General features: G+C 63.7%; 22 protein-coding genes and 1 pseudogene. 11 read left to right on the top strand and 12 right to left on the bottom strand.

Features of this window, described 5'->3' with window-relative positions; translation table 11 throughout:
- Positions 1-139 precede the first annotated feature (139 nt).
- A complete protein-coding gene (glnE, locus tag RTX79_RS13750) occupies positions 140-2,938 on the top strand; it encodes a bifunctional [glutamate--ammonia ligase]-adenylyl-L-tyrosine phosphorylase/[glutamate--ammonia-ligase] adenylyltransferase (protein ID WP_312684363.1) in 2,799 nt (932 codons plus the stop codon).
- Between the two features lie 39 nt (positions 2,939-2,977).
- Here glnE and RTX79_RS13745 read toward each other — a convergent pair whose 3' ends face one another.
- From RTX79_RS13745 to RTX79_RS13730, 4 genes are all read right to left on the bottom strand, one after another.
- Positions 2,978-3,538: a queuosine precursor transporter gene (locus RTX79_RS13745; RefSeq protein ID WP_057508225.1), complete on the bottom strand. Its 561-nt coding sequence runs from the start codon at positions 3,536-3,538 to the stop codon at positions 2,978-2,980.
- An 84-nt stretch (positions 3,539-3,622) separates the two neighbouring features.
- Positions 3,623-4,126, bottom strand: a complete 504-nt coding sequence (locus RTX79_RS13740) for a hypothetical protein (protein ID WP_312684361.1) — start codon at positions 4,124-4,126, stop codon at positions 3,623-3,625.
- A 22-nt stretch (positions 4,127-4,148) separates the two neighbouring features.
- Complete coding sequence (locus tag RTX79_RS13735; protein WP_312684360.1) at positions 4,149-4,988, bottom strand: DUF2145 domain-containing protein; 840 nt, start codon at positions 4,986-4,988, stop codon at positions 4,149-4,151.
- A gap of 151 nt (positions 4,989-5,139) precedes the next feature.
- On the bottom strand, positions 5,140-6,105 hold the full coding sequence (locus RTX79_RS13730; RefSeq protein WP_312684359.1) for a mitochondrial fission ELM1 family protein: 966 nt from the start codon (positions 6,103-6,105) through the stop codon (positions 5,140-5,142).
- 122 nt (positions 6,106-6,227) lie between these two features.
- Between RTX79_RS13730 and RTX79_RS13725 the strand changes: the two genes are divergently transcribed.
- Both RTX79_RS13725 and RTX79_RS13720 read left to right on the top strand, forming a co-directional pair.
- Positions 6,228-6,818, top strand: a complete 591-nt coding sequence (locus tag RTX79_RS13725) for a malonic semialdehyde reductase (protein ID WP_123700266.1) — start codon at positions 6,228-6,230, stop codon at positions 6,816-6,818.
- A gap of 89 nt (positions 6,819-6,907) precedes the next feature.
- Complete coding sequence (locus RTX79_RS13720; protein WP_312684358.1) at positions 6,908-7,627, top strand: YceI family protein; 720 nt, start codon at positions 6,908-6,910, stop codon at positions 7,625-7,627.
- A 128-nt stretch (positions 7,628-7,755) separates the two neighbouring features.
- Here the strand turns inward: RTX79_RS13720 and RTX79_RS13715 are convergent, their stop codons facing one another.
- The 5 genes from RTX79_RS13715 to RTX79_RS13695 form a co-directional block, all read right to left on the bottom strand.
- Positions 7,756-8,163 carry a hypothetical protein gene (locus RTX79_RS13715; protein WP_123700268.1) on the bottom strand — a complete coding sequence of 136 codons (408 nt, stop codon included), beginning with the start codon at positions 8,161-8,163 and terminating at the stop codon, positions 7,756-7,758.
- 156 nt (positions 8,164-8,319) lie between these two features.
- Positions 8,320-9,120 carry a siderophore-interacting protein gene (locus RTX79_RS13710; protein ID WP_312684355.1) on the bottom strand — a complete coding sequence of 267 codons (801 nt, stop codon included), beginning with the start codon at positions 9,118-9,120 and terminating at the stop codon, positions 8,320-8,322.
- Positions 9,121-9,174: 54 nt separating this feature from the next.
- Positions 9,175-9,702, bottom strand: a complete 528-nt coding sequence (locus RTX79_RS13705) for a PadR family transcriptional regulator (protein ID WP_312684354.1) — start codon at positions 9,700-9,702, stop codon at positions 9,175-9,177.
- A gap of 135 nt (positions 9,703-9,837) precedes the next feature.
- Entirely contained in the window at positions 9,838-10,218 is a 381-nt protein-coding gene (locus RTX79_RS13700) for an STAS domain-containing protein (protein ID WP_312684353.1), read from the bottom strand.
- A 6-nt stretch (positions 10,219-10,224) separates the two neighbouring features.
- Positions 10,225-12,594 carry a SpoIIE family protein phosphatase gene (locus RTX79_RS13695; protein ID WP_312684352.1) on the bottom strand — a complete coding sequence of 790 codons (2,370 nt, stop codon included), beginning with the start codon at positions 12,592-12,594 and terminating at the stop codon, positions 10,225-10,227.
- A 249-nt stretch (positions 12,595-12,843) separates the two neighbouring features.
- Here RTX79_RS13695 and aceE point away from each other — a divergent pair, with 249 nt between their 5' ends.
- The 8 genes and pseudogenes from aceE (at position 12,844) to RTX79_RS13655 (ending at position 22,634) form a co-directional block, all read left to right on the top strand.
- Complete coding sequence (aceE, locus tag RTX79_RS13690) at positions 12,844-15,531, top strand: pyruvate dehydrogenase (acetyl-transferring), homodimeric type (protein ID WP_057507355.1); 2,688 nt, start codon at positions 12,844-12,846, stop codon at positions 15,529-15,531.
- A gap of 333 nt (positions 15,532-15,864) precedes the next feature.
- Complete coding sequence (locus tag RTX79_RS13685; protein ID WP_312684351.1) at positions 15,865-16,419, top strand: hypothetical protein; 555 nt, start codon at positions 15,865-15,867, stop codon at positions 16,417-16,419.
- Positions 16,420-16,446: 27 nt separating this feature from the next.
- The gene (locus tag RTX79_RS13680) at positions 16,447-16,656 is read left to right on the top strand and encodes a hypothetical protein (RefSeq protein ID WP_312684349.1); all 210 of its coding nucleotides are present in this window, start codon (positions 16,447-16,449) and stop codon (positions 16,654-16,656) included.
- Between the two features lie 374 nt (positions 16,657-17,030).
- On the top strand, positions 17,031-17,558 hold the full coding sequence (locus RTX79_RS13675; protein WP_312684348.1) for an ASCH domain-containing protein: 528 nt from the start codon (positions 17,031-17,033) through the stop codon (positions 17,556-17,558).
- Positions 17,559-18,112: 554 nt separating this feature from the next.
- On the top strand, positions 18,113-19,249 hold the full coding sequence (locus tag RTX79_RS13670) for a hypothetical protein (RefSeq protein WP_312684346.1): 1,137 nt from the start codon (positions 18,113-18,115) through the stop codon (positions 19,247-19,249).
- Positions 19,250-19,251: 2 nt separating this feature from the next.
- On the top strand, positions 19,252-20,277 hold the full coding sequence (locus RTX79_RS13665; protein ID WP_312684344.1) for a hypothetical protein: 1,026 nt from the start codon (positions 19,252-19,254) through the stop codon (positions 20,275-20,277).
- A gap of 459 nt (positions 20,278-20,736) precedes the next feature.
- A pseudogene (locus tag RTX79_RS13660) lies at positions 20,737-20,913 on the top strand (integrase core domain-containing protein); the annotation flags it as partial.
- 509 nt (positions 20,914-21,422) lie between these two features.
- The gene (locus RTX79_RS13655) at positions 21,423-22,634 is read left to right on the top strand and encodes an MvaI/BcnI family restriction endonuclease (RefSeq protein ID WP_312684343.1); all 1,212 of its coding nucleotides are present in this window, start codon (positions 21,423-21,425) and stop codon (positions 22,632-22,634) included.
- Positions 22,635-22,698: 64 nt separating this feature from the next.
- Here RTX79_RS13655 and RTX79_RS13650 read toward each other — a convergent pair whose 3' ends face one another.
- The 3 genes from RTX79_RS13650 to RTX79_RS13640 form a co-directional block, all read right to left on the bottom strand.
- Positions 22,699-23,991, bottom strand: coding sequence for a DNA cytosine methyltransferase (locus RTX79_RS13650; RefSeq protein WP_312684341.1), 1,293 nt, complete (start codon positions 23,989-23,991; stop codon positions 22,699-22,701).
- Between the two features lie 53 nt (positions 23,992-24,044).
- Complete coding sequence (locus tag RTX79_RS13645) at positions 24,045-24,467, bottom strand: very short patch repair endonuclease (RefSeq protein ID WP_312684339.1); 423 nt, start codon at positions 24,465-24,467, stop codon at positions 24,045-24,047.
- Positions 24,468-24,801: 334 nt separating this feature from the next.
- The gene (locus RTX79_RS13640; protein WP_312684338.1) at positions 24,802-25,095 is read right to left on the bottom strand and encodes a hypothetical protein; all 294 of its coding nucleotides are present in this window, start codon (positions 25,093-25,095) and stop codon (positions 24,802-24,804) included.
- Between the last annotated feature and the right edge of the window lie 360 nt (positions 25,096-25,455).

Below are 25,455 nucleotides of genomic sequence, written 5' to 3'. Positions count from 1 at the left end.
CCCGACGTGGGGGAGGGAGCAGAGCCCGCTGGCAGTTCGCTGCAAGCGGGCTTTTTTACGCCTGCAGCGAACTGCTGAATACGCACCGGTAGTGACGGCCGCTGGCCGTCAACACGCCGCACCGTCCTACAATCCTCCCATGACCCAACCCTATGCGCCGCTCCCCGACGCCCTCGTCCCGCTGGCCGACCGTGCCCTCGCACGCCTGACCATTGCCCTCGGCAGCGCGCCGGGCACCCCGCTTGAACCCTTCCTGCGCCAGCTGGCGGTCGCCAGCGACTTCGCCATCGATACGCTGTGCCGGCAGCCGGCGCTGCTCGCCCACCTGACCCAGCCCGACTGCCCGCCGTTGCCGTTGCCGGAGCTCACCCCGCAGCAGCCCGCCGAATGGCCCGGCCTGCTGCGGCGCTACCGCGCGGCGATGTCGACCCGCCTGGTATGGCGCGACCTGGCCGGGATGGACAGCGTGCAGCAGACCCTGGCCGGGTCCACCGAGCTGGCCGAGCAGTGCCTGCAGCTGGCGCTGGGCGCGCTGGAAATCGAGTTCGCCAGCCGCCACGGCGTGGTCCGCGACGATGCCGGCAAGGCGCAACGGCTGGTGGTGTTCGGGCTGGGCAAGCTGGGGGGCGGTGAGCTGAATTTCAGTTCCGACGTGGACCTGGTGTACGCCTTCGCCCAGCGCGGTGAATCCGATGGCGCGCGGCCGCTGGATGCCGATGAGTACTTCGCACGCGTCGGCCAGCGCCTGGCCAAGCTGCTCGATGACACCACCGCCGATGGTTTCAGCCACCGCGTGGACCTGCGCCTGCGTCCGTTCGGCCGCGCCGGCCGGGTGGCGATGTCGTTCGCGGCGATGGACCAGTATTTCCAGCGCGAAGGCCGCGACTGGGAGCGCTACGCCTGGCTGAAGGCCCGCACCGTGGCCGGTGACATCGACGCTGGCGAGGAGTGGCTGAAGTCGCTGCGCCCGTTCGTGTACCGGCGCTACCTGGACTTCACCGCGCTGGATGGACTGCGCGACATGAAGGCGGCGATCACCGCCGAAGTCGCGCGGCGTGACATGCACGAAGACATCAAGCGCGGTGCCGGCGGCATCCGCGAAATCGAGTTCCTGTGCCAGTCGCTGCAGCTGATCCGAGCCGGTCGCGAACCGGTGCTGCGCGAGCGCCGCCTGCTGCACGCGATGGCCGCGCTGGTGGACGCCGGGCAGATCGCCGCTGAAGACGGCGCGGCGCTGCGCGAGGCCTACCTGTTCCTGCGCCGGCTGGAAAACCGGCTGCAGATGCTGCGCGACGCCCAGACCCACACCTTGCCGGCCGATCCACTGGAACGGCTGCGCATCGCGATCGGCCTGGGCTACCCGGACTTCGACAGCCTGCGCGATGCGTTGGCCGTGCAGCAGCAGCGCGTCAGTACCGAATTCGGCGCGCTGCTGGCCCCGCGCAAAGGCAAGGCCGCGCCGGATGCCGTGGCCAGCTACTGGCGCGGGCTGCCCGCACATGGCGATGCGCAGTTGCTGGTGGACGCCGGCTTCGCCGATGCCCACGGTGCCGACCAGATGCTGCGCGACTTCGCCCAGTCGTCCGGGGTGAAGTCGCTGTCCGATGGGGCGCGCACACGGTTGGATCGCGTGCTGCCGGCGCTGCTGCACGCCGCCACGCGGTCGCCGCAGCCCGATGCCGCGCTCAAGCGCGTGCTGGGACTGCTGCAGGCGATCCTGCGCCGCACCAGCTACCTGGCGCTGCTGGACGAACAGCCCAGTTCGATGGCGCGGCTGGTGGACGTGCTGGCCCGCAGCGCGCTGCTGGCCGAACGGCTGGAAGCCTATCCGCTGCTGCTGGACGAACTGCTGGACGTGCGCGTGTCCGGGCCGCTGCCCAGCCGCGAGGAAATGCAGGCCGAGTGCGCGCAGGTGCTGGCGGTGGAAGACCCCGAATCGGCGCTGCGCTGGCTCAACGAGATCCGCCTGGCCCTGAGCTTCCGCATGGCCATGGCCAGCCTGGATGGCCGCCAGGGCGCGGTGGAGACGACGCGCCAGTTGGCCGAACTGGCGCAGGTGGTAGTGGATGTGGTGCTGCAGCTGGCACAGGCGGACATGCGCGCCGCGCACGGCGACATCCCGGATGGGCGCTTTGCGATCATCGGTTACGGCAGCCTGGGCGGGCTGGAACTGGGTTTCGGCTCGGACCTGGACCTGGTGTTCCTGCACGACAACCCGGCGGAGGTGGACGCCAGCGATGGCGTGCGTCCGTTGGAACCCGCGCGCTGGTACGCCCGGCTTGCGCAGAAGGTGATGGCCCTGCTGGGCGCGGTGACCGCCGCCGGACGGCTGTATGACATCGACGTGCGGCTGCGCCCGGATGGGGGCAAGGGCGCGCTGGTGTCATCGCTGGCCAGCTACCGCGAATACCAGCGCGAACGTGCGTGGACCTGGGAACACCAGGCACTGGTGCGCGCACGCGGCGTGGCCGGGGATGCCGTGCTGCTGGAGGCGTTCGAAGACGTGCGCGCGCAGACCGTGGGCCGCCCGCGGGACGGCGAGGTGTTGCACGCGGACATCGTCAAGATGCGCCAGCGCATGCGCGCGGAACTGGACCGCAGCGATGCCGCGCGGATGGACCTCAAGCAGGGCGCGGGTGGCGTGGCGGACCTGGAGTTCCTGCTGCAGGCGGGTGTGCTGGGCACGGCGTCCGCGCAACCGGCGCTGCTGGAACCACGTGATACGCCGGGCTTGATCGCCGCACTGGCGGCGAGCGGTTGGCTGCCGCCGGAACGCGCCAGCGCACTGCAGACCGCGCACGCCACGCTGTTGGAACTGGGGCTGGCATGCACGCTGGACCGCCGCCCGCGCATGGCCGCGCCAAGCGACGCACTGGAGCACGCACGCGCCACGATCAGCGCCGCCTGCGTGGACGCCAAGCTCCCGTTCGACACCTGACCCCGGTAGTGACGGCCGCTGGCCGTCATGCCTTCGCCGTCAACCCGCGCTCTTCACCGGCGCCATCTTCCACAACAACGCGCGGAACGGCGCCAGCAGGCACACGCCGATCGCCAGCTTCACCGCCAGATCGCCCAGTGCCCAGCTCATCCACGGCAGCGAAGACCCGGCAAACGCGATGCTCCAGAAGATCGCGGTATCCACCGTGGCACTGCAGGTCGTGGCCACCATCGGCGCGCGCCACCAGCTGCCCCGACGCAGCCGGTCGAATACCGTGATGTCCAGCAACTGCGCCACGATGAACGCCGAACAGGACGCTACCGCGATACGCGGCGTGGCCACCCAGAACGACAGCACCACCGCCAGCGCGAAGCCGGCCCATGCCACCCGACGGGCCGGGCCCGGGCCGAAGCGGCGGTTGATCAGGTTGCTGACCAGGAAGGCGACCGGATAGCTGAAGGCGCCCCAGGTCAGCCAGTCATTGATCGGGTACTGCACCAGCACGTTCGAACCCAGCACCACCGCGCCCATCGCCAGCACCGCCAGCAGCAGCGCGCGCAGGGTCATCGGGGCAAACACAGGGACAGGGCGCACGGACATGGCGAGCCAGTGAGTTCAAAGGAAGGCGCGCATTATCCGCCCCGGCAGGGCACGCGGCCAGCCGGGACGTTCAGCCGACAGCCATCACCAGGTGGTGCTGGTGCTGTCCGCTGCGGCGTAGGCGGTGGGCACGTAGGCCAGCTGGCGGCCCGCGGCATCGTGCACGTTCCAGCCGGCGCCGGCCGGGGTCGGCACGAAGGCCACCGTCTGCCCGACCACGAAACCGGCGCCGGGATCATCCGCGCGCGCCGGCCATTCCAGGGTGGCCGTCTGGTCATCCTTGCCCGGCACCTGCAGCTGCACGCGGCGCCCGCCATCGGGCAGGGGGGTGACGTCCTTCACCTCCATTTCCGGCAGCGGCGTGGCCGGCACCCGCTTGGCGGCCTTGTGCCGGTCGCTGGCCTTGAACGGTGCCGCGGACAGGCCCGCCAGCCCGGCCGACGCGGCCAGCGGGATCGACAGGGTCAACGCGACGGAGATGAACACCGTCGCCTCGCTGCTGTTGAGCTCGCCGGCGCGTGCAGGCGGCGCCAGCAGGGAGGAGGCGAGGATCAGGGCGAGTGCCGGCGTGGCGAAGGAACGGGACATGCGTGTCTCCTGCGGAATGGGGTCAGGGCGTAGCGGCCGTGGCACCGGCCACGGGGACATGCGGAATGGAAAGCTCCTGCGGCAGCTGCTGGCGCGCGCGCAGGAAATCGAACACCGATTCCACGCTCACCACCGAATAGTTGCCGGACACGCGCTCGGCCACCGGGTGGTCGGTCGTGGTGGCATTGGCCACCGCCACGCGCGCACCCACGCGCTTGCCCAGGCTGATATGCAGCACGCTGGGCAGGTAGCCGTTGGCGCGCAGCCACTGCTGCACCTGGGCGCGGTCCTGCAGGGGCGCGGCGCCATCGGCACTGGCCATCGCCGCGGCCAGTACTTCCAGCACCCAGCCGTTGGAGTTCTGGAAATCGGTGCGGTACGGATAGGCCACCACGTTGTAGCGGGGTTCGTGCAGTGCGTGCGCGGCCGTGGCCGGCGATTGCAGCATCGCCTTCAGGCGGGCGGCCAACGCGGGCGCGAGCAGGCCGATGCGCAGATCGGTATGGCCGCCGGTTTCGCCGATGAAGTTGGCCAAGCCTTCGTAATACAGAAGCGAACGGTCGGTCTTGCAGCGGTTGAGCAGGTGCACCGCGCGCCAGCGTCCGTCGTCGTCGCGCAGCAGGAAGGCCAGGTGGCTGTGGCGCAGGCCGTAGCGGCTGAGGTCCTGGCCGCCGCGTGCGGCAATCACCACATCCACGTCGGGCAGGGCGTCGAGGCGCTCGGCGGTGGTCCACGCCACGTCGAACATCGCCGCTTCGGCGGCCGGGCTGGGATAGCGTTCGCGGCAGGTGCCACTGTCGGCCCAGGCAGTGGCCGGGGCGAGCAGCAGGAGCAGGGCGAGGGATAAGAAAGGACGGTCCATGTCGCGGCCATCATAGACTGGTAGTGCCGATACAGGGTCGGCGGGTGCCGCGCGGACAGCGTGACGACCAACGGTCGTCACCCACCACAGCGGGGATGACGGCCAGCGGCCGTCACTACCTGTGGCGGGGGATGACGGCCAGCGGCCGTCACTACAGGGCCAGGCGCTGCTTCACTTCGGCGGCGATGCGTCCGGTTTCGCGCAGCGGCGCGATGGGCCCATGGTCCCAGTCCAGCCAGCGCGGCTGCAGCCGGCCGCGTTCGTGCAGTGCCTGCTGGAAGTGCTGCATGCGGCCCTGTGCACTGGCCGCCAGCGCCACCATCACCGGTGCACGCGTGGCACTGGCTTCGGACAGCAGGTTCACCGAATCCGGCGATACCACCACCCGGTCGGCCCAGCCCAGCAGCCCGGCATACGGATTCACCCCATCACCGCCATCGCCCCAGATCACGTTCGGGATATCGGCAAACGTGTCACGCAGCGCGTCTGCCAGTGCCGGCGGGGTGCGCCGCGAGGTGGTCGCCAGCAGGCTGCCACCCTGTTCGCGGATCTGCGCGGCCAGCTGCTCGAACACCCCGCGCATGGCCTGTTCGTCCCATGCCGCGTGGGCGGTCGGCCCGCCGACCAGCAACGCGGTACGTGGGCCCGGCAGGCCACGGAAATCGGCAAAGGCGGCTCGCCCCAGCGACAGCCAGTCATCGTCCACCGGGTTCAGGCTGCCGAGCAGGGTCAGCACGTTGCCGCCGCGCAGGCGGTCGTGTTCGGGCACGACCACCAGGTCCCAGTGGCGCGCGCTGATGCGCGGATCCAGGATCTGCACCACCCGGCTTCCCCGCGCACGCAGTGCCCGCAATGCCCCGGCGGCCTGTCGTCCACAGCCTATTGCCAGTGTCGGAGGCGACGTCGCCAGTGCCGCGAATGCCTCGCCGTAACCGTGCCGGATGTCACCGGCCAGGCGTCGTGGCGACAGCCAGCGCCAGGGCGCACGCGGCACCAGCGTCAGGGGTTGGTGCGTGCCCAGACGCAGCGCGCCGGCCAGCGCCACGGCCTGCCGGACGTTGCCGGCGCGGCCATCGGTAATCGTCGAGGGCGCACTCGATCGTTTCACGATTGGCATTAATTCGTTTCAGCCCTGCTGGGTGTTGCAACAGACGCGACACTCTACACTGCCCCGCATGGACCCGGCTGCAGGCCTGTTGGCAGGCAGCACCGGGCTGACGCTCTTTACCTGGAGGATGCATGTCGCACGAACTCGACGCTGCCGCACTTGACCAGTTGTTCCGCACTGCCCGCACCGCGAATGACTTCCACGACAAGCCGGTGGACGAGGCCACGCTGCGCGCGCTGTACGACCTGGTGAAGTTCGGTCCGACTTCGGCCAATTCCAGCCCGGCACGGTTCGTGTTCGTCACTTCCGAAGAAGGCAAGGCCAAGCTGGCCCCGGCACTGTCCGAAGGCAACCTGGCCAAGACCATGGCGGCACCGGTCACGGTGATCATCGCCCACGACCTGGACTTCCACGAAAAGCTGCCCTACCTGTTTCCGCACACCGATGCCAAGGCGTGGTTCGACGGCCCGCAGGAAAACCGCCAGAAGCCGGCCTTCCTCAACGGCAGCCTGCAGGGCGCGTACCTGATCCTGGCCGCACGCGCGCTGGGCCTGGACGCCGGCCCGATGACCGGCTTCGATCCGGCCAAGGTGGATGAAGCGTTCTTTGCCGGCACCTCGCTGCGCAGCAATTTCCTGGTCAACCTGGGCTACGGCGACACCGCCGGTCTGTTCCCGCGTTCGCCGCGCCTGTCCTTCGACGAAGCCGCTCGCATCGTCTGAACCGGGTTTGTGTTTGAATCGGCCGGTCCCGCTTGGACGGGTCGATGTTTGCAGTCCATTCCCTTACTGAAATCGAGAGAGTCCTGAACATGACCAAGACCACCAAGCTGCTGCTTCCGCTGGCCCTGACCCTGGCGATCGCTGCCTGCTCCAAGCCGGCCGACGAAGCCACCCCGGCTGCCGACGCCGCCGCCACCCCGGCCGCCACCGAGCAGACCACCACCCCGGCCGCCGATGCCGCCGCCGCCGCACCGGCTGCCCCGGCCGCCGACGCGATCCAGATTGCCTCGGGCACCTACAAGCTGGATCCGACCCACACCGACGTGCTGGCGCAGTGGAGCCACTTCGGCTTCTCCAACCCGACCGCCCACTTCGGCAGCGCCGAAGGCACGCTGGTGTATGACGCGGCCGACGTGACCAAGTCCACCGTGGAAGTGAAGCTGCCGCTGACCGGCCTGAACAGCTTCACCGCCAAGTTCGACGAGCACCTGAAGAGCGCCGACTTCTTCGATGCCGCCAAGTTCCCGGCTGCCTCGTTCAAGAGCACCAAGGTGGAATCGGCCGGCACCAACAAGCTGACCGTCACCGGCGACCTGACCATCAAGGACCAGACCAAGCCGGTCACCCTGGACGTCACCATCAATGGCGGCGGCGAGCACCCGATGGCCAAGGTGCCGGCGGCGGGCTTCGATGCCACCACCACCATCAAGCGCAGCGATTTCGGCGTCGGCGCGTACGCCCCGAACGTCAGCGATGAAGTGAAGATCCGCATCACCACCGAAGCCACCGGCGAAAAGCCGGCTGCCTGAACCCAGGTGGTTTGAACGGAAAAACCCGCCGGCGACGGCGGGTTTTTTTTTGCCGCTTCGGTAGCGCCGATACACACTCGGCGAGCCGGTAGCGCCGAGCCACGCTCGGCGAGCGCAGCGGCCATGGATCACCCCAACTTCGTCTGCATCCAGCGGTCGGCCACGGCGATCGGGGTCAGCCGCGGGGTGATCTTCAACGACAGCGCCCGCACGAAATCCTGCGCGGCGCGGCCATACGCCTGGCGCGCGATCAACGCCGCCTGCTTGGCACTGGCCTGCTGCTTGCGCAGCTGCACCAGGTGGATCGACGGACGCCCCGGCGGGGCGAACTTCTGGTCGCGGCGCAGCATGTCGGCGACCAGGCCGACATCGGCGTCGGCCTTCAGCGCCTGCTGGCGCGTGTCCAGCAGTTCCTGCAACGAAGGACGCAGTGCGCCGGCATCGCCATGGGGGGCCAGCACGGTGTCAAAGGCGGAGGGGTCGGTCTGCAGGCGCGAAAGCGCCGCGGCGACGGTGGCAGCAAAGAGGTCGGTCATGCCGCCATTATCGCGTTAATCCGGTAGTGACGGCCGTTGGCCGTCAAAAGGCAGGTTGACGGCCAGCGGCCGTCACTACCGGGTTGTCGGGTTGACGGCCAGCGGCCGTCACTACCGTGGTCTGTCGGGTTGACGGCCAGCGGCCGTCACTACCTTTCAGTCGCCGTCGGTGTCATCCGGGTGCGCCTTCCAGTACCCGGTGGAGCGGATCCAGTCGCGTGGCACGGCGTGGTGGCCTTCGAAGAACTTGCGCATCATCCGCGCACGGCGCGATTCGGTGGCGATCCAATAGAACACATCGCCTTCCGGTGCCTCGAAGTCCACCAGCGCGTCTTCCAGCAGCGAACTGCTGGCCGCCGGGAAGCCATTGCGTTCCAGCCACTGGATGCGCACGTTGTCACCCTGCGGCAGGTCCTGGCGCTCGGCCTCGTCGGCCACTTCGATCAGCACCTGCACTTCGGCTTCTTCGGGCAGGATCTCCAGCCAGCGGCCAATCGCCGGCAGCGCGGTTTCATCGCCGATCAGCACGTAGCCATCGTAGTCATCGGCCACCTGGAACGAACCGCGCGGACCGCCGACGGCCAGCGTATCGCCCGGCTGCGCGCGTGCGGCCCACGGCCCGGCCACACCGTGGTCGCCGTGCAGCACGAAGTCGATTGCCAGCTCGCCGGCCTCGTGGTCCCAGCCGCGCGGGGTGTAATCGCGGGCCACCGAATGTTCCTTGCCTTCCGGGTAGCGCGGGCCTTCGGGGGTCATGGTCGGCAGCACCAGTTCGCCGCTGCTGTTGGGGAAGAACAGCTTGATGTGGTCATCCGGGCCGGGTGAATCGAAGCCCGCCAGGTCGGCGCCACCCAGCACCACGCGGCGCATGTTCGGGGTGACTTCTTCGGTGCGCAGCACGGTCAGTTCGCGGAAGCGGACATCCAGGCGCAGGCGCTTGTTTTCATGGGAAGACATAGGGAATCCTGAAGAGGGAAGGGGGCGCGACAGGCGCGGGGCGACCGGGCTGGCTCAGGCGGGCGGGGTCGCAGGTTCGGGGGATGCGGCGGGCACGGGCGGCTGGCCGTTCAACAGGGCGGCGGCCTGCAGCAGCAGGGCGGCCACCTGGGCGGCTTCGCCTTCCTGCCAGCGGCCGTGGTGGCGCACCAGTGCGCCCTTGAACTGGCGCAGGGCATCACGCAGGTCCGGCGGCATGTCGGCCTTGGCGATCTCGCGGGCACGGTGCCAGGCGCGGTGCTGGGCGGCTTTGACTTCATCGCGGCGTGCCAGCAGTTCGGCGCGGCCGCTGTCGGTGATGCGGAAGCGGCGGCGCCCAGCGTCGTCTTCGGCCAGCACCCAGCCGGCCTGCTCGAAGCTGGCCAGCAGCGGGTACATGGTGCCGGCGCTGGGGGTATAGGCGCGCGCGAACAGCTCGCTGACGTGCTGGATGAGCTCGTAGCCGTGGCGCGGTTGGTCACCGAGCAGCGCCAGCACCAGCAGGCGCAGGTCACCGCGGCTGAGCAGGCGGGTGGTGGCGGGGGCGGGGCGCGGCGGGGTCATTTCGATATATCGGTTCGGATGGCGAAACGATATATCGATATGGGGTTGGGTGCAAGGGTGGGGTGGGTCGTCACCCCACCGGGGCTGGGTCGGCGCCTACCGGGAGAGCTGACGACCAGCGGTCGTCACTACCGGCTACAGTTCGCCGCTGGCTACTTTCTGCTGGATCGCTGAAAGGTAATCGTCCAGTTCCTGCTGGGAGGCGAAGACCTCTTCCACCGGGACCGCTTTGACCAGTTCGAATACCTTGCGCACGCCCGGGCGGGGCTGCATCACCAGCAGGCGGCCGGCGTGCGGGTGCAGGGCCTTGCGCGCGCGGAAGATGGAGCGCAGGCCGGCGCTGGAGATGTACTCCAGCCCGGCCAGGTTGAGTTCCAGGATGTGCGTGCCGTCGTGCAGCAGCGGCGCCAGCGCCGCGTCCAGTTCGGCATGCGTGCTGCCATCGAGCCAGCCGGACAGGAACACGCGCTGGTACGGGCTGTCGCCGGGATCGATACGCAGGGTCAGGCGGGGCATGGGCAACTACTCCTTGCGCGCTGCGGCAGGCAGCAGCAGAAGACGGACGTGATTGCTGCCATCGCGACGGCAGTATTCGATGTGGTCGCTCAGCGAGCGCACCAGGTGCAGGCCCCAACCCCCGATGGCGCGGCGTTCCATTGCCGCGTCCAGGTCTGGCGCGGGCGTAACGGTGGGGTCGAAAGCCTGCCCGTCATCGCGCACGTCCAGTGCGAGGCCATCCTCATCCAGGGTCGCGGTGACGTCGAGAGTCACACGCGACAGAACCCGCTGATAGCTCATCGCGTTGGTGCCCAGCTCTTCCACGACCAGCCGCGCCACGCCGATGCGCGCGCTGTCCACCTGCATGCCCTGCAATCCCGCCACCAGGCGCTGCAGCAGCTCGGCCAGGCCATCGGCGGTGGCCGCCGCCCGCAGCCGCAGCGGTGACCACAGCGCCTGCCGCCCCACGCTGACCAGCGCCAGGTCGTCCGGGTTGCCGGTGCCTTCGCAGAAAGCGTGCAATGCGTCCACCACGCGGGCGCACACGCGGCGGTCGTCGGGTTCGGCGGCCACCGCCGCGCGCAGCCGCTCCAGGCCGAACCAGCGGCGGCGCGGACACTGCGCCTCGCTGATGCCATCGGTATAGGCCAGCAGGTAGTCGCCCGGCGCCAGCAGCCCGCGCGCGCATGGGTAGTCCGCATCGGCGCTGATGCCCAGCGCCGGCCCGCTGTGCATCGCCTGCACGCGTACGCGGCCATCGGCCTGGCGCAGCAGCGGTGACTCATGGCCGGCGCTGGCCAGTTCGAAGCGGCCGCTGGATACATCCACCACCCCGCACAGCACGGTGGCAAACATACAGGCCTGGTTGCGTTCGGCGATATGCCGCCCGGCTTCGGCCAGGATGGCCGGTGGGTGCCGATGGCGCTGCATCGACGCTTCCAGCACGGTCAGCACGCGGGTCATGAACAACGCCGCCGGCACGCCGTTGCCGGACACATCGCCAATGACGAAGCACAGCGTGGTGCGGTCCAGCTGGGCGATGTGCTGGAAGTCCCCACCGACGTCGCGCGCGGGCACCAGCAGCGCCGCACTGCGCAGCAGGAAGCCGTCGGCCTGCAGGCGCGGCGGCGGCGCCAGCATGCCCTGCTGGATGCCATGGGCAATGCGCATCTCGCTTTCGGTGCGTTCGCGTGCGCTGGCCATCCGCGCGATGGTGTCCATCTGCCGTAGGATGGAACAGCGCGCCCCTTCCAGCGAACGGGTCAGCTGGCCGACTTCGTCATCGTGGCGTGGCAACGGCAACGGCTGGTGGAAGTGCCCGGCGCTGAACCGGCGCGCGGCGGCGGTGAGTGCTTCCATCGGCTGCAGCAGGCGCATCGCATGCCGGCGCACCAGCAGCAGCCACAGCCCCACCCCCAACAGCCCCAGTCCCACCGCCCAATGCGCCACATCGCGCAGGTCGGCCAGCAGCAGATCGCGATCGGCCGACAGCACCACCTGCCAGCCGGGCTGCTGCAGCGGGGCGATGCGGCTGAGGAAGCGGGTGCCATCGCTGCCGCGGTGGGCCAGTCCCTGTCCGGGAGCCAGCCCCGGCCCGCGCTGGTCGAACAACGGCGCCAGGTCCGGGCGCAGCTGCAGGTACTGCTGCAGCGACATGCCGGGCTCGATTTCCGGCACCGAACTGAGCACCACGCGGTGGTCCGGGCCGAGCAACGTGGCGCGCAGGCCGACGGTCACCGGCAGTTCGCCCAGGTCCTGCTGCAGCCGCGCCAGCGGCACGTCCACGCTGACCAGGCCGGCCGGCAGCAGCTCGCCCGGCAGCCGCAGCGGATTGCTGTAGGTGATGAACAGACGCCCTTCGGCCTGTGGGTTGGCATACGGCGCCGACCACCACGGGCCACTGGCGCGCAACGCATCGCGGTACCAGCTGCGCCGGTGCGCATCGAAGCCCAGCTGGCCGCTGCAGGACTGCTGCACGCTGCCATCGCTCAGCACGTCATTGCACGCATAGCCATCGGGCAGGTCGACCACCCGGCCGGGTTCGATGATCACCGTGGCCCCGTCCACGTTCGGGTCGGCCACCACCGCCGCGCGCAGCAGGCCATCCAGCTGGGCGGCATCGAAGGCCTGGCGGCCCAGCGGGGACAGCAGCATGTCGCCGGTGATTTCCGCCGAACGCAGCGAATTGCCCAGGCTGCGCGCGGTCTGGTCGGCCAGCGAACGCAGCTGTTCGGCGGCCTGCTGGTGCACCAGCGTGCGCGCACCCAGATAGAACAGTGTCACCAGCAGCAGCAACAATGCGGCCTGCACAACGCTTGACCACAGCATCAGCCGCGTGCGCAGGCTGCGGCCGGCGGGCCGGTCGGGGGAAGGCGGCGTAGGGCGACCAACCATGGCGCGATCCTTGGTTTTCCGTCCCGGATCAATGGCATGGCCGGGGCGGGCAGGGCAAGGAACCCGGTCCGCTGCGCGCGTAACACCTTGGAAACATTGGCCGGGACAGCTTCGGACAGTCCGCAGGGACACAGGCCATTTACGACCATACGCAGGCGTAGCCAAGTGACGGAAGCCACTGGTGCGCTACACTTTGCGGTCTAGAAATCAATAACAGTCGCGCGCGTGCGTGCGGTAATGGGAGCGCTAATGAACTGGTTGAACGAGCTGCTGAACAACGACCCGAACCCGGTAGAAAGCCAGGAGTGGATCGAGTCGTTGAAGGCCGTGATTGATGTCGAGGGCCCGGAGCGCGCGCATCAACTGCTGGAAGGCATGGTGGAACTGACCCGTCGTTCGGGTGCGTACCTGCCGTTCTCTCCCACCACCGAATACGTGAACACCATCGCGCCGAACCTGGAGGCCAAGAGCCCGGGCGACGCCGACCTGGAATGGCGCATCCGTTCGATCATCCGCTGGAATGCGATGGCCACCGTGGTGCGCGCCAACCGCAAGCCGGGCGACCTGGGCGGCCATATCGCCAGCTTCGCATCGGGTGCCACGCTGTATGACGTGGGCTTCAACCACTTCTGGCGCGCGCCGAGCGACAACCACCCCGGCGACCTGCTGTTCATCCAGGGCCACAGCGCCCCGGGCATCTATGCGCGTTCCTACCTGGAAGGCCGCATCGACGAAGCGCAGCTGGACAAGTTCCGCATGGAAGTCGACGGCGGTGGCCTGTCGTCCTACCCGCACCCGTGGCTGATGCCGGATTATTGGCAGACCCCGACCGTTTCCATGGGCCTGGGCCCGCTCGCCGCGATCTACCAGGCGCAGTTCCTGCGTTACCTGGAAAACCGTGGCCTGATCGAAAAGTCCGACCGCAAGGTGTGGTGCTTCATCGGCGATGGCGAGAGCGACGAGCCGGAAACCCTGGGCGCGATCGCGCTGGCCGGCCGCGAAGGCCTGGACAACCTGATCTTCGTGGTGAACTGCAACCTGCAGCGCCTGGATGGCCCGGTGCGCGGCAACGGCAAGATCATCCAAGAACTGGAAGGCGTGTTCCGTGGCGGCGGCTGGAACGTGATCAAGCTGCTGTGGGGCGGTTACTGGGATGCCCTGCTGGCCAAGGACACCGATGGCGTCCTGAAGAAGCTGATGATGGAAACCGTCGACGGCGAATACCAGAACTGCAAGGCCTTCGGCGGCGCGTATACCCGCGAGCATTTCTTCGGCAAGTATCCGGAAACCGCTGCGATGGTTTCGGGCCTTTCCGACGACGACATCTGGCGCCTGAACCGTGGTGGCCATGACCCGCACAAGGTGTTTGCCGCCTACCACCAGGCCGTCAACACCAAGGGCATGCCGACCGTCATCCTGGCCAAGACGGTCAAGGGCTACGGCATGGGCAGCGCTGGCGAGGCACTGAACCCGACCCACCAGACCAAGAAGCTGGACGACGAAGCGGTGCGCCACTTCCGCGACCGTTTCAACATTCCGGTGACCGACGAGCAGCTGAAGGACGGCCAGGTGCCGTTCTACCACCCCGGCCCGGATTCGCCGGAAGTGAAGTACCTGCAGGAACGTCGTGCCGCGCTGGGTGGCTACCTGCCGCAGCGTCGCCGCAAGGCCAGCAAGAGCTTCAACGCACCGAAGCTGGAAACCTACGAGCGCCTGCTGAAGAGCAGCGGCGAACGTTCGTACTCCACCACGATGGCCTTCGTGCAGAGCCTGAACATCACCCTGCGCGACAAGGAACTGGGCCCGCACATCGTGCCGATCGTGGCCGACGAAGCGCGTACCTTCGGCATGGAAGGCTTGTTCCGCCAGATCGGCATCTACGCCCCGTTCGGCCAGAAGTACAAGCCGGTGGATGCGGACCAGCTGATGTTCTACCGCGAAGACCAGAGCGGCCAGGTGCTGCAGCAGGGCATCAGCGAGCCGGGTGCCATTGCATCGTGGATGGCCGCCGGTACCAGCTACTCGGTTTCCAACGTGCCGATGCTGCCGTTCTACATCTACTACTCGATGTTCGGCTTCCAGCGCGTGGGCGACATCGCCTGGCAGGCTGCCGACATGCGTACCCGCGGCTTCCTGCTGGGTGGTACCGCCGGCCGCACCACGCTGAACGGTGAAGGCCTGCAGCACGAAGATGGCCACAGCCATCTGGCCGCCGGTGGCATCCCGAACGTGCGCAGCTATGACCCGACCTTCGGCTTCGAAGTGACGGTGATCCTGCAGCACGGCACCAAGGCGATGATGGAAGACCAGGTGGATGAGTACTACTACATCACCCTGATGAACGAAAACTACACCCACCCGGAAATGCCGGAAGGTGCGGCCGAAGGCATCGTCAAGGGCATGTACCTGCTGACCGACGCCGGCAAGCCGAAGAAGAACGAGCTGCGCGTGCAGCTGCTGGGTTCGGGCACGATCCTGCGCGAAGCGATTGCCGCGGCCGAGCTGCTGGACAAGGACTTCGGCGTGACCGCTGATATCTGGAGCTGCCCGAGCTTCAACGAACTGCGCCGCGATGGTTTCGACGTGGAACGCTACAACCGCATGAACCCGGAAGGCGAACAGCGCAAGGCCTACGTGACCGAGCTGCTGGAAGGCCGCCAGGGCCCGGTTGTTGCTGCTACTGACTATGTGCGGGCTTATGCGGATCAGATCCGTGCGTTCATCCCGGGGCACTACACCGTGCTGGGTACGGATGGCTTCGGTCGTTCGGATACGCGGGCTAACCTGCGTCGTTTCTTTGAGGTTGACCGGTATTACATCGCGCATGCGGCTATTGCGGCGCTGGCGAAGGAAGGGAAGATGACCGGGAAGGATGTGGCCCGGGCGATCAAGCAGTACAAGATTGATGTGGAGAAGTCGAATCCTGTTGGGGTTTGATTGATTGAACTGATGGAGGCGCGGACTGAGTTCCGCGTCTCCGTTGGTGAGATGAGGGAAAGTTAGACTCGCCAACATGACAGGAACAATCGCCATGACCGTTCTGGACCACAACGCAGCGTTTAACGCCGTGCTTGAAGAGTTCGAACAACTGGTGGCACAGTAGCTCCGGCGGGGCCAGACCACTCAGCGACCCGATGGGTCGCTGAGAGTGGACCCGACGAATGTGTACATCGATGCGCGGGAAGCCACACGTTCGTTGGAGAACCTGCGCCGGTTCAAGGCCGTAGGGAAGTAACCCAGATGGGGCCCGGTGGCTCGGCAATCATACTGTTGTCGCTTGTCACCAGCGGCTACCTGTTCAACTTCGTCTTTCATCCTCTCCGCTTCTTTACCCGGCAGGCCGAAGGGCAGCGGCCCTTCTTCATGTCCGCCGGGTCAGGCATAGCCTTGGCTGCGGTGGTATTTCCCGCAGCGGCTCTACTCAGGACTCGTTTGCCTGCGGACAGCTGGTTGATGATGCTGGCCCACGCGTTTGCATCTGCCGTCGGGGTTCCGCATGCGACCAAACTGCTGCTCACGTTGGTGGCCGCGATCGTGCTGGATAACGCGCTGAACCTGGCATCGGTTCGACTGGTCAGGGGAAGGCGTTCCACGCATCTGATGAGCTTCGGTGGCAAGGCGAAGACGCGTGCTCGGTGTGTCTACGACACCCTTACCGAACGGCATGGTACGCCGATGGCGCAGTTGCTGCGTCGCGCGGCGGATCAGCAGAAGTTGGTCATGCTCACGTTGAAATCGCGAAAGCTATACTGCGGCCGCATCTTCCAGGTGTCTTCAGATATCGACTCTGCCGAGGCTTGCCTGAAGATCCCCCCATCCTTCTAAACTTACCGCGACAAGGACACGCTGAAGATGGGTGAAGAGCGTACTGAGTACCCGGTCATCTACTTCTGGGTGACGATGCAGCGTGCCTACTCGTTGAAGCCGAAGCTCCAGATTTTCCGGAGCCAGTTCGAAGCCTTCGCTACCAAGCGAGACGTAGCATTGACTGCAGCACTGTCGTCCGCTGTCGTGAGACATGAACAGGATCTCGTCAACCAGATCGCCGAGCTTAAAGCGTAGATAGAAGGCACCCTCCACGGACGGGGATTCGAGGTCGAGTACTGGGTGGAAGTGATTCCGCTGAAGAAAGTCGAATCTGCGTCCTTCTACGATGCTGACGCCTACAGGGATTGGTTTTCGTCGGCTGGTGAGCACGGCCCGCCCTAGCGTCACCGACTGATCGTGCGGGGCTGCAGGATCCGGTTCGGACCTGTAGGTCGATAACTCCGAATAAATCAGCTCTGTATGAGTCTCCAACCCGGTTACACACCTAGACCTTCTCACGGGCCATAGGTCGGCGGCACCTAGGCATGGGTCGGCCCATAAGTGATACTTGCGTCACGCTTAGGGAAGCTGCGGGATGGATCGTGGCTGGGCGTGCGAAGGACTCAAGCGTGAAAGGACTCGTAATCGATGAACCGTGGCTTTCGTTGATTGTCAGCGGGAACAAAACCTGGGAAATGCGGTCTCGGCCCACTTCTCACCGGGGCCGCATCGCCCTTATCCAGAAAGGATCGGGCGTGGTTGTTGGTCTGGCCGATCTGGTCGACTGCATTGGTCCCCTGGATGCGGTCGCATGGCGTGCACACGCAGACAAGCACTGCATTCCGCCTGACAAGCAGGAATCGACCCGCCCGTGGACCATGGCATGGGTACTGGAAGGTGCAGTCGCACTCGGCGAACCCGTGCCCTATGAGCACCCCAACGGAGCCGTTGTCTGGGTTCGCCTTCAGGACGAGGTGGTCGCCAAGATACAAGCGTCCCTCTCGCGGCCAAAGATTGTGCTCGCGGGACCGGAGGTTGCTGCTACCACGCGCCTTACGCTGACCAGCACTTTCAAGAGTGCCGTTGCGTCGGCTAACGGGACCTCCGATACCACAGCCCCAGGGACACTTGGGCCGGTTGCCAATGACGGAACGTGATTCTCGCCAGACGTCAGACGTGGTCGTGGATACACCATTGGTCCTAAGGGTGAAGAGTCCGCGGTCGATAACTACATCGAGGCGCTCCAATGTCTCCGAGAGATGAAGAAGCCCGTCTGGCGTCGGCTGAGCACCCCCGGTAACTGGCGCGCCGACGCCTGATCTCCAGCTGCCGTCAAGCCTTTGATCGATGTGTGGCGTAAGGGCTGGCTTCATTTCTAGGGCTGAAAGCGCTACGCGTCATGACGTTCTGCTGGAAACGTCCCAGCCCTAACGCCTGCCGCGGCACGCTACATGCGGCCCTCTGTGGGTAGTCGATTCATCGAAATGTTTCAGTTGCCTTGACTTACTAACAGAGGCCTTCTGGGCTCCGGAATTGGCGCGCAGACCTGCGTGATTCGGGCGCTGACGAAGCAGGGAGGGCGAACAAAGATGTTGCGCGGACAATCAAGCAGTACAATGCCGACACAGGAGAGCCCAAGTCTGTTAGGGTCGAATCGAATTTTCGGTAACAAGATGAGAAGCAATCTCTCTCCATACTCAAGGGGGCAAGGATGAAGATTCTAGGGGTGGCGCAGGATAAGCGGACTGATACGCCTGTCGTCTATGCGCAAGTTCCGATTCGGCAGCTACTTGAAATTGTAGGTCCGACGTTTGGTGACTTTTCAATCCAGCGCAGGCGCGAGAAACACCGTGCCTACGAGCGTTTAAAGCGGGATCTTAGTCTGGGCGCGTTGTTGCCTTCGATTATTCTTGCTGTCGAGCCACAGCGAGTTCCTTCACTTAAGAAACTATTTTTCGAACAGGACTTTGAGGCGTTAGGTGTCGAGCTTCAGCGCGCAGGTGGGGTCAACATTCTGGACGGACTGCAGCGCACATATATTATTCAAGATCTCGTGGATGATGGGATTGAGTTTGCTCTAGACCATATGCAGCATCTGGAGTTCTGGCTAGAAGAAAGCACTGACAACCTTGTCTACAGGATGATCGTGCTAAACGCCGGGCAGAAGGCGATGAGCATGCGCCATCAGGTTGAGTTGCTATTCTCAACGCTAAAGGAGCGCCTACAAGCCAAGGTTCCGGGTCTCGTGATTCTCTCAGAGAAGGACGGCGCAAGGCGTCACAAATCGAGAAGCTACCCGCTGGATAGACTTGCGACGAGCTATCAAGCGTACGTAACTAAATCGCCTGAAATAACCCGAGAGAATGTAGTGGCGCAGGAGCTGGTCGAGTCTGAGGTGCTAGATTCGTCTGAGCAAGAAATAACCGAGCAATTTAATAGGTTTGTCGAACTCCTAGCCGACTACGCAACTATTGATGACGATGTTTGCAGGATTTATCCAGAGCGAGACAAGGAGGAGGGAGTGCCGACTGGCGCTAGCTGGTTTGGTAGCGACAATGTAATGCTGTCATTTTTCGCGGCATACGCCCAGTTTTCGCTCGGAAGTGAGCCGCACTCCCGCCGCGCGGGCGAGGCTCTAGCGAGTTTGCGCAATCTGGTTCGGCACGCGCCCGTAGACAGTGACCCCATGGGCTTGCTTACGCTGGTGCAAATCCAGAAGGGATTGAGTCCCAGGAAACATAATGTCGGCTTCGCGACGAGAAGGCTGCTTACTGGGGGGTTCAAGGAGTACTTTCGGAATGGTGGTGAGGAGTCCTTGGAAAACTGTTGGAAATTTGCGGCGGAGTAAGCATGGATGCTAATAATGTTCGTCTTCTAGCAAATACTGACGCTCTGGATGGTTTCAACGTAGACGTGCATGAGCGCGATGGCAGATTGGTCGTCAACGGCAGGGTGGCCCTCCCCGTCAGATGCGACGTTTCGACGACTTTCAGTGTCGATCTAGACGTCTATTCTCCAGAGGGACACTTGATCGGGCTCCTATGCTTCACCAGTCGTCCGGTTGAGAATCCACTAGGGCGATCCGATTATCACCTTTGCGCATATCTAACAGAGCAGGAGAGAGTTGATTTTTCTCTTTCTCGTGTTCTTGGAAATGATTACCTGGTGCTTGATGAGTTGGAGGTGGCGGACTATCTTTCATCTTGTGCAGAGACGTCCGTGCTTTGGGGTAGCTTTGTCCATGTTGGGGAGCCTTTGGGCGTAAGAAAGCGCTCGGGCGTACCTTTCATTAAGGCAAGCCGGGAGATGAAGCTGGTCCATCCCTCATCTAATATGTTGTGCGCGCGCGCGGCATTGGCCGCGCACCCGTTTGACCGGTTTCTGAAACACTATCATCAGTTGGAACTGCTGGTCGACTGGTACATCGTACAGCGGATGACAAGACTTCCTCCTAATCTGAATGGGCTGAACAAATTAATGTCCTCATACGCAGCGACTGATCTTGAAAAGATAAAGTCCCTGTTGAATGAGTTTTGTGAAAACCATCAGGATATTAAGCTTGCGTTAGATGCCGTCTCTCATCATTGGGATGTCGCGACTGAGGTTTTCCAGGATTTCGGAAAGGACAAAAATCCTTACAAGGAGATCTCTCAATGGGCTGCAGTCAAAGTTAATGGGGTGACCATAGGGCAAGCCACGACGGTCGCGGCGTATTGGCTTTTTCGTGTACGATGTAGCATTGCTCATCACCGTGCTGGGGAGTATTTAATGAAGGAAAGCGATCAAGACTTTGTAGTTGAGTTTGCTGAGCCGCTCCTGTTGGAGGTGATTCGCCAAGTGTTGAGCAATGAAAAGCTCCAGCGCCTCGCCGTTTAGCTCTGACTGCGCAAGGCGGAGCGATTCGAAGGTTTGTCCGGTTATCTCTACTATATTCTTAGGTAAATCTACGGGCCAAGCTAGGAGGGAAAGGTTTTTGGCGGTTTCTGGATTCGTTTTCAAATGATAATTCGATGAAACTTATTGGGCCCGTTAACGGCTTCCTATCAGGTTCTAAACCTGCGCGACCGTCAGTTGGAGCCCTGACGTACTGTCTATGGATGGCGCTAACAGCAGGTCTAGGGCCCCGCTCTGAGTGTTAGCAACTTCGCCGGCCTTGCTTAGTATTAAATTTTAAAGAGGCCGGTGCCTTTGATTCAATAGCAATATTTCCCCGGTAAATTGCTGTTTAAGCGTGCGCCGATCCTTCAGATTGTGGCGTCTATGCGTTCTGCACATAGCCTCTGGCGCTCTCGGTTCCCCATCAGTATCTAGCGTGGCCCCATAGTGATTAGCTAATACATCGAACGCTACAATAGAACCCTTCGATACGCGTGGCTTGCCAGCAACCTGTTCAACGACATCGAGCAGGTTCAGGACATTGCCACCCGCTGGCTGTGGACTTACAACCATGAGCGGCCGAATATGGCGCTCGGCGGCATCACGCCAATGCAGAAGTTGGCGTTGGCAGCATAGTTCCACTTTTGGCGACGGCTAAAAACGGGGGGTTACCGAAGAGCGGGCTCACCACACCGGATTGCCTCTACAAAACGACGTTGAAAAAGCTTTATCTCGGCACTAAAGGAGCAGCTATCGCGATCGGTCGCTCTGAATGCAGGACGCATGGCCATCGGCGGGTCGTTGCCCGGATTGTCTTCTGCAGCCGTTCCTTTGGGTTGCGGAGCGCGACGCCTCAGGCACTACCTATGCAGCCCGGCAGCATGACTTCTAGTCAGTACAGCCGCTCAGAATATTGCACCATTTCGAGTACCAGACGGTCTGGCGTGTTTGTGAAGTACCCTCTGCTTGCGTTCGCTAGCTAAGACCGTCTTTTTACCAAGTCTGCGTCTTTGTGTGTGGCGTCCTGCCTGGATGCAGGCCAGTAGCATTGCTGACACGTCAAGGCCGCAGCCCGATGACGGATCTGGTTACCTGGCGACGGAAATGGCACCATCGATCTACGATAGTTCTCGTGGATCAATGGAATGCTTGCGATAGCCAATAGGCCCCTTGAAGAAGCCATTCGCTTCTTCGCACAATTTGGAGCGGAAGCGGGCTACCTAGTCCCTACCGCAACTGGACTAGCCAAGTCCATCATGGACGCGCATCTTTCTTTGCGCGATTACTTGGCGAAAGTCGGCTACCACGACTTCAGCAAACAAGCGCAGGGACCGGCGGCCAAGCTGCGGCAGCCGGTGAAGGTGCTGGAGCGCGACGGTTGGCGCGACGAATTCATATCGTTGTACCGCCCTGAGACGAAGTCGGGCGACCCGCGGGTTTGGATCACCAAACTCGGCAACTATGCTGGCGCCGGCGATCTTCTGGCGGTTCTACATGTACAAGGCCAGTTGTACATCGTAAATGCGGGCCGAGATGGCTTGTTGGAGTCTGGTGCAGATCCGGGGACTCCGCTCGGTAGGCTGTTGGCTGTTCTGGCGAGTCCAAGCCATGTGGCGGAGGAGCTCTTGCAACACCTGCGGCAGATTTCTGCAGAAGGTCCCTTGCTGACGGTGGTTCCTGGTCCCACCGGGGTAGGCATGACATTGGAACGCAGGCTCGGAATTGCGCCGAACAGCCGCAAGGAGCCGGATTTCAAGGGCATCGAACTGAAGGCATCACGCTCGATGAAGGGGGGTAGAAAAAGCGCCAACCGCATTACCCTTTTCTCACGCGTACCTCTCTGGAAAGACAGCCCGGTAGGCACCGGTTTAGAGCTGCTTGAGAAACACGGGTATGAGGATTGTGACGGGCGAGTCCAGATCTACGGAACGCTCAGCGCCAAGCCAAATAGCCAGGGGTTTTATCTCGAGCGTGAGGCTGGGCTCCTCTACGCGACTCGCCTCGTCGAAGGTCGCAGTGAACGGTTGCTTTGCTGGAAGGTAGAGGACTTGCAGAAGAGCTTGACCGCGAAGCACCACGAGACATTCTGGGTGAAGGCCGAGAGCAACGGCGCAGGTGCGGGCGAGCAGTTCCACTATGTTGAGGTGGCTCACACCAAGGGTCCGCTTGAGGCAAACTTGCCCGACTTGTTGGACATAGGCAAGATCGAGCTGGATCTCGTGATGCATCGCGTGCCCGCCGCGCGCAAGGATACTTTCCGGGTTAGGGACCATGGGTACCTGTTCAAGATCCGCCCTCACGACTTAGATTTGCTCTTCCCTCCGGCTACCCGTTACAGGCTCGATCGAGTTGGCTGACGGAGGGCCGATGCGGTGCACGTGCAACGGGCGCTCTTCTGCGCGCCCGTTGCATCAGGCATGCTTAGCCTTTCAGTTTCGGGGCGGGCCGCAAAATCTTCGCGAGATGTTCGCCGACGGCATTCGCAAGTCCGACGGGGACCGCGTTGCCGATCTGCGTGTATTTGGGGACTTCTCGATCGAAAATCCCTTCCCTGGGGTTGCCCGCACGACGGATGCCCCCAGTGGTTCGCTTGCCGGCAAACTTGTACCAATCCGGGAACATCTGAAGGCGCGCCCACTCACGCACAGTTAGGACGCGTGGTTGTGAGAAGTGGACGTAATCATCGGCTAGGGACGTCGCCGTGATCGTGGGCCCCTCCTCACCCCAGTGCGCGGGTAGCAGGCGCTGGGCGAACTTCTTCGTCTGGAACTCGCTGGGTACTTTGCCACCATTGGTCTGCATGGCCCTGAACTTGGCCAAGACGAGAGCGTTATGCTTACTGTAATCATGCTCTGTGATGATGTCCCCCTTTTTCAAGGGCGTCCCACCAGCCTGCGGAGTGCGAAGCAGCTTTTGGATAGGCGTGCGCGCAGCTGCCGGATAGCGGGTCGTCGATCCGCCATTCTCGTAATCCGGGTCGATCAGGTCACCCAGCAGATCAATTAAGTCAGGAGTTTGGATGTCCTCTCTTTTCGCGGGCAGGTAGCCACGGCTGATTGCATCCTCTGCGTTACCCTCACGTTGGATATCGCTGCCGACGTCATCCCGTATACCTACCATGAGCACACGGGGGCGATTCTGGGGAACGCCGTAGTCCTTCGCGTAGACAAGGGAGTAAGCCACGGAGTAGCCCGGGATGTCTTGATAGGTTCCCAGAATATCCTTGAAGATCTCGCCCTTAGTGCCGCTTTCGGTCCACTTGCTGTTCAGTAGGCCGCGAACGTTCTCAAAAAGAAAAGCACGAGGCCGCAGTTTATGGATGATTGCTGCCATGTCCTGGAAGAGATGGTTCGAAGGCAACTGCTCCTTGTCCACGGCATATGACCGCCGATGTCCGATGCCGGAGAAGCCCTGACACGGTGGCCCTCCTACCAACAGGTCGAGCTCGCCGTTCTCGATGCCAAATGTCCCCTTCAGGCGGGACTCAAGAGATGGTAGGAACTGCTTGTCAAGGACCATTCCCTTTACATCAGCGGCGCTGAAGCCAGCTTCGCCAAGCCATTCGTGCCTGCCTACCCGATTCTGGATATAAGTGGCTCGCGCGTGGTCATTCAGCTCGTTGACAAAAACCGGCATGAAGCCTGCCTGCTCAAGGCCAAGGGACAGGCCCCCACATCCCGCGAAAAGATCAACGACCTTGAGGCTCTTTTCCACCACTGTACCTCTCCTAACTCGAAATTCTGATCTGATTCTGGCTTGCGGGCGTCTCAATGCCCGCGACGGATCTTGCTTACCAGACGTACAACGGCCCGCTCCCTTGATGCAGCGGACTTGAGCTCACACTCCCAGACCGTGAGGACTCGCCACCCCGTCGACCGGAGCGCCCGATAATTCTTGGCATCACGGCGTCGATTCGTGTCGAATTTCTCTTTCCAAAACATGGGGTTGGACGCCGGAATACGCCCCTTTTGGCAGGAGTGAGCATGCCAATAGCAGCCATGGACGAAGATCACCGTGGCGTACTTTGGCATAACGATGTCCGGCCGTCCAGGCAGGGTGCGCACATGTAGCCTGAAACGGAAGCCGAGGGCGTGCAGCGAGCGCCTTACCCATAGCTCCGGCTTCGTGTCCGTGCCCCTAATCCGGGACATGCGCTCACTTCGCTCTTGCACCGTTAGTGTATCCGCCATTGACAGAGTCTCCTACCTAATTCGTGTCGCGTCCAAGGGGGGGGGGGGGCTACACATAGCTCGTGGAGTGGTCGGCCAGCTCCTAAACGGGCGGCGTAGCGCACGCCGTCGTGCTGAGAGCTGCGGCCAGTGCCAAAGCAAGGCATCGACTGGGTGACAGGACACTCATGGGACCAATCCTTTCTGGGTCAACGGCAAAGTTGTAGGGGTCGCAGTGTCAAAGTCTCGGTAAGCGATCACGGTTTCTATCGCAAGTTCCATCAGGAACCAATCCGCGTCATCTCAGCTTTGAGTGCGCCAATGCGGACCGACCCCAGGCCCCCCGGTCCGGACCTCATATCCAGTGCGAGGCACTGTTGGATAGCGTAGTAGCCTGACCCGCTGTAGGCGAATCTGCCATTGCCCGCTGCTTGCCCACGTGGTACCTGCCCCACGCGGCTGCCATGCCAAGGCACGCGAAGATGATGCCCACCTGCCACCGCGTATCACGCAGGCCGGATGCGCCCAACAGAATCAGCGCGAAGCCAATAAAGCCCACGTGGTAGCCGATAGCCAGCACCAGGAAAAGCAGCCCGAAAAGCAAAAGGACAACACGTAGTTGGCTACGGCGGTCAGACGTATGCAGCATGATGTTCCTCCTTGGAATCACTGGCGGTGTAGAAGCAGCGCGATCGGTTGGTAGCGGACACAGTGGCAATGGTGCCACTTTATGTGCCCTGCCTTGGGCCCCGTCTGCGACATCACCGCGTGCCGGCCCGGCGCGCACCTGACACCCATCCTCTTCGTGTCCGTCAGTCCCTCTCCCACGAGCACCAGTCCAGCCTCGCCAGCTCATGATCGTCGGCAAAGGCCATCGCACCGCTGTCGCCCGGCAAGTCAGCGTAACGCTGCAGTACCTCCGCATCCGCTCCGACGTCCGCGTGATCGACGGCGAAGTACCTGCGCAGCGTTGCATCAAACGCCGCCAACCATGCGGGATCGATGGGGT

Source organism: Stenotrophomonas chelatiphaga (genome assembly GCF_032054965.1).
Lineage (GTDB): Bacteria > Pseudomonadota > Gammaproteobacteria > Xanthomonadales > Xanthomonadaceae > Stenotrophomonas > Stenotrophomonas chelatiphaga.
Note: the sequence above shows the minus strand (reverse complement) of the source record. Positions and strands in the feature narration are given on the sequence as shown.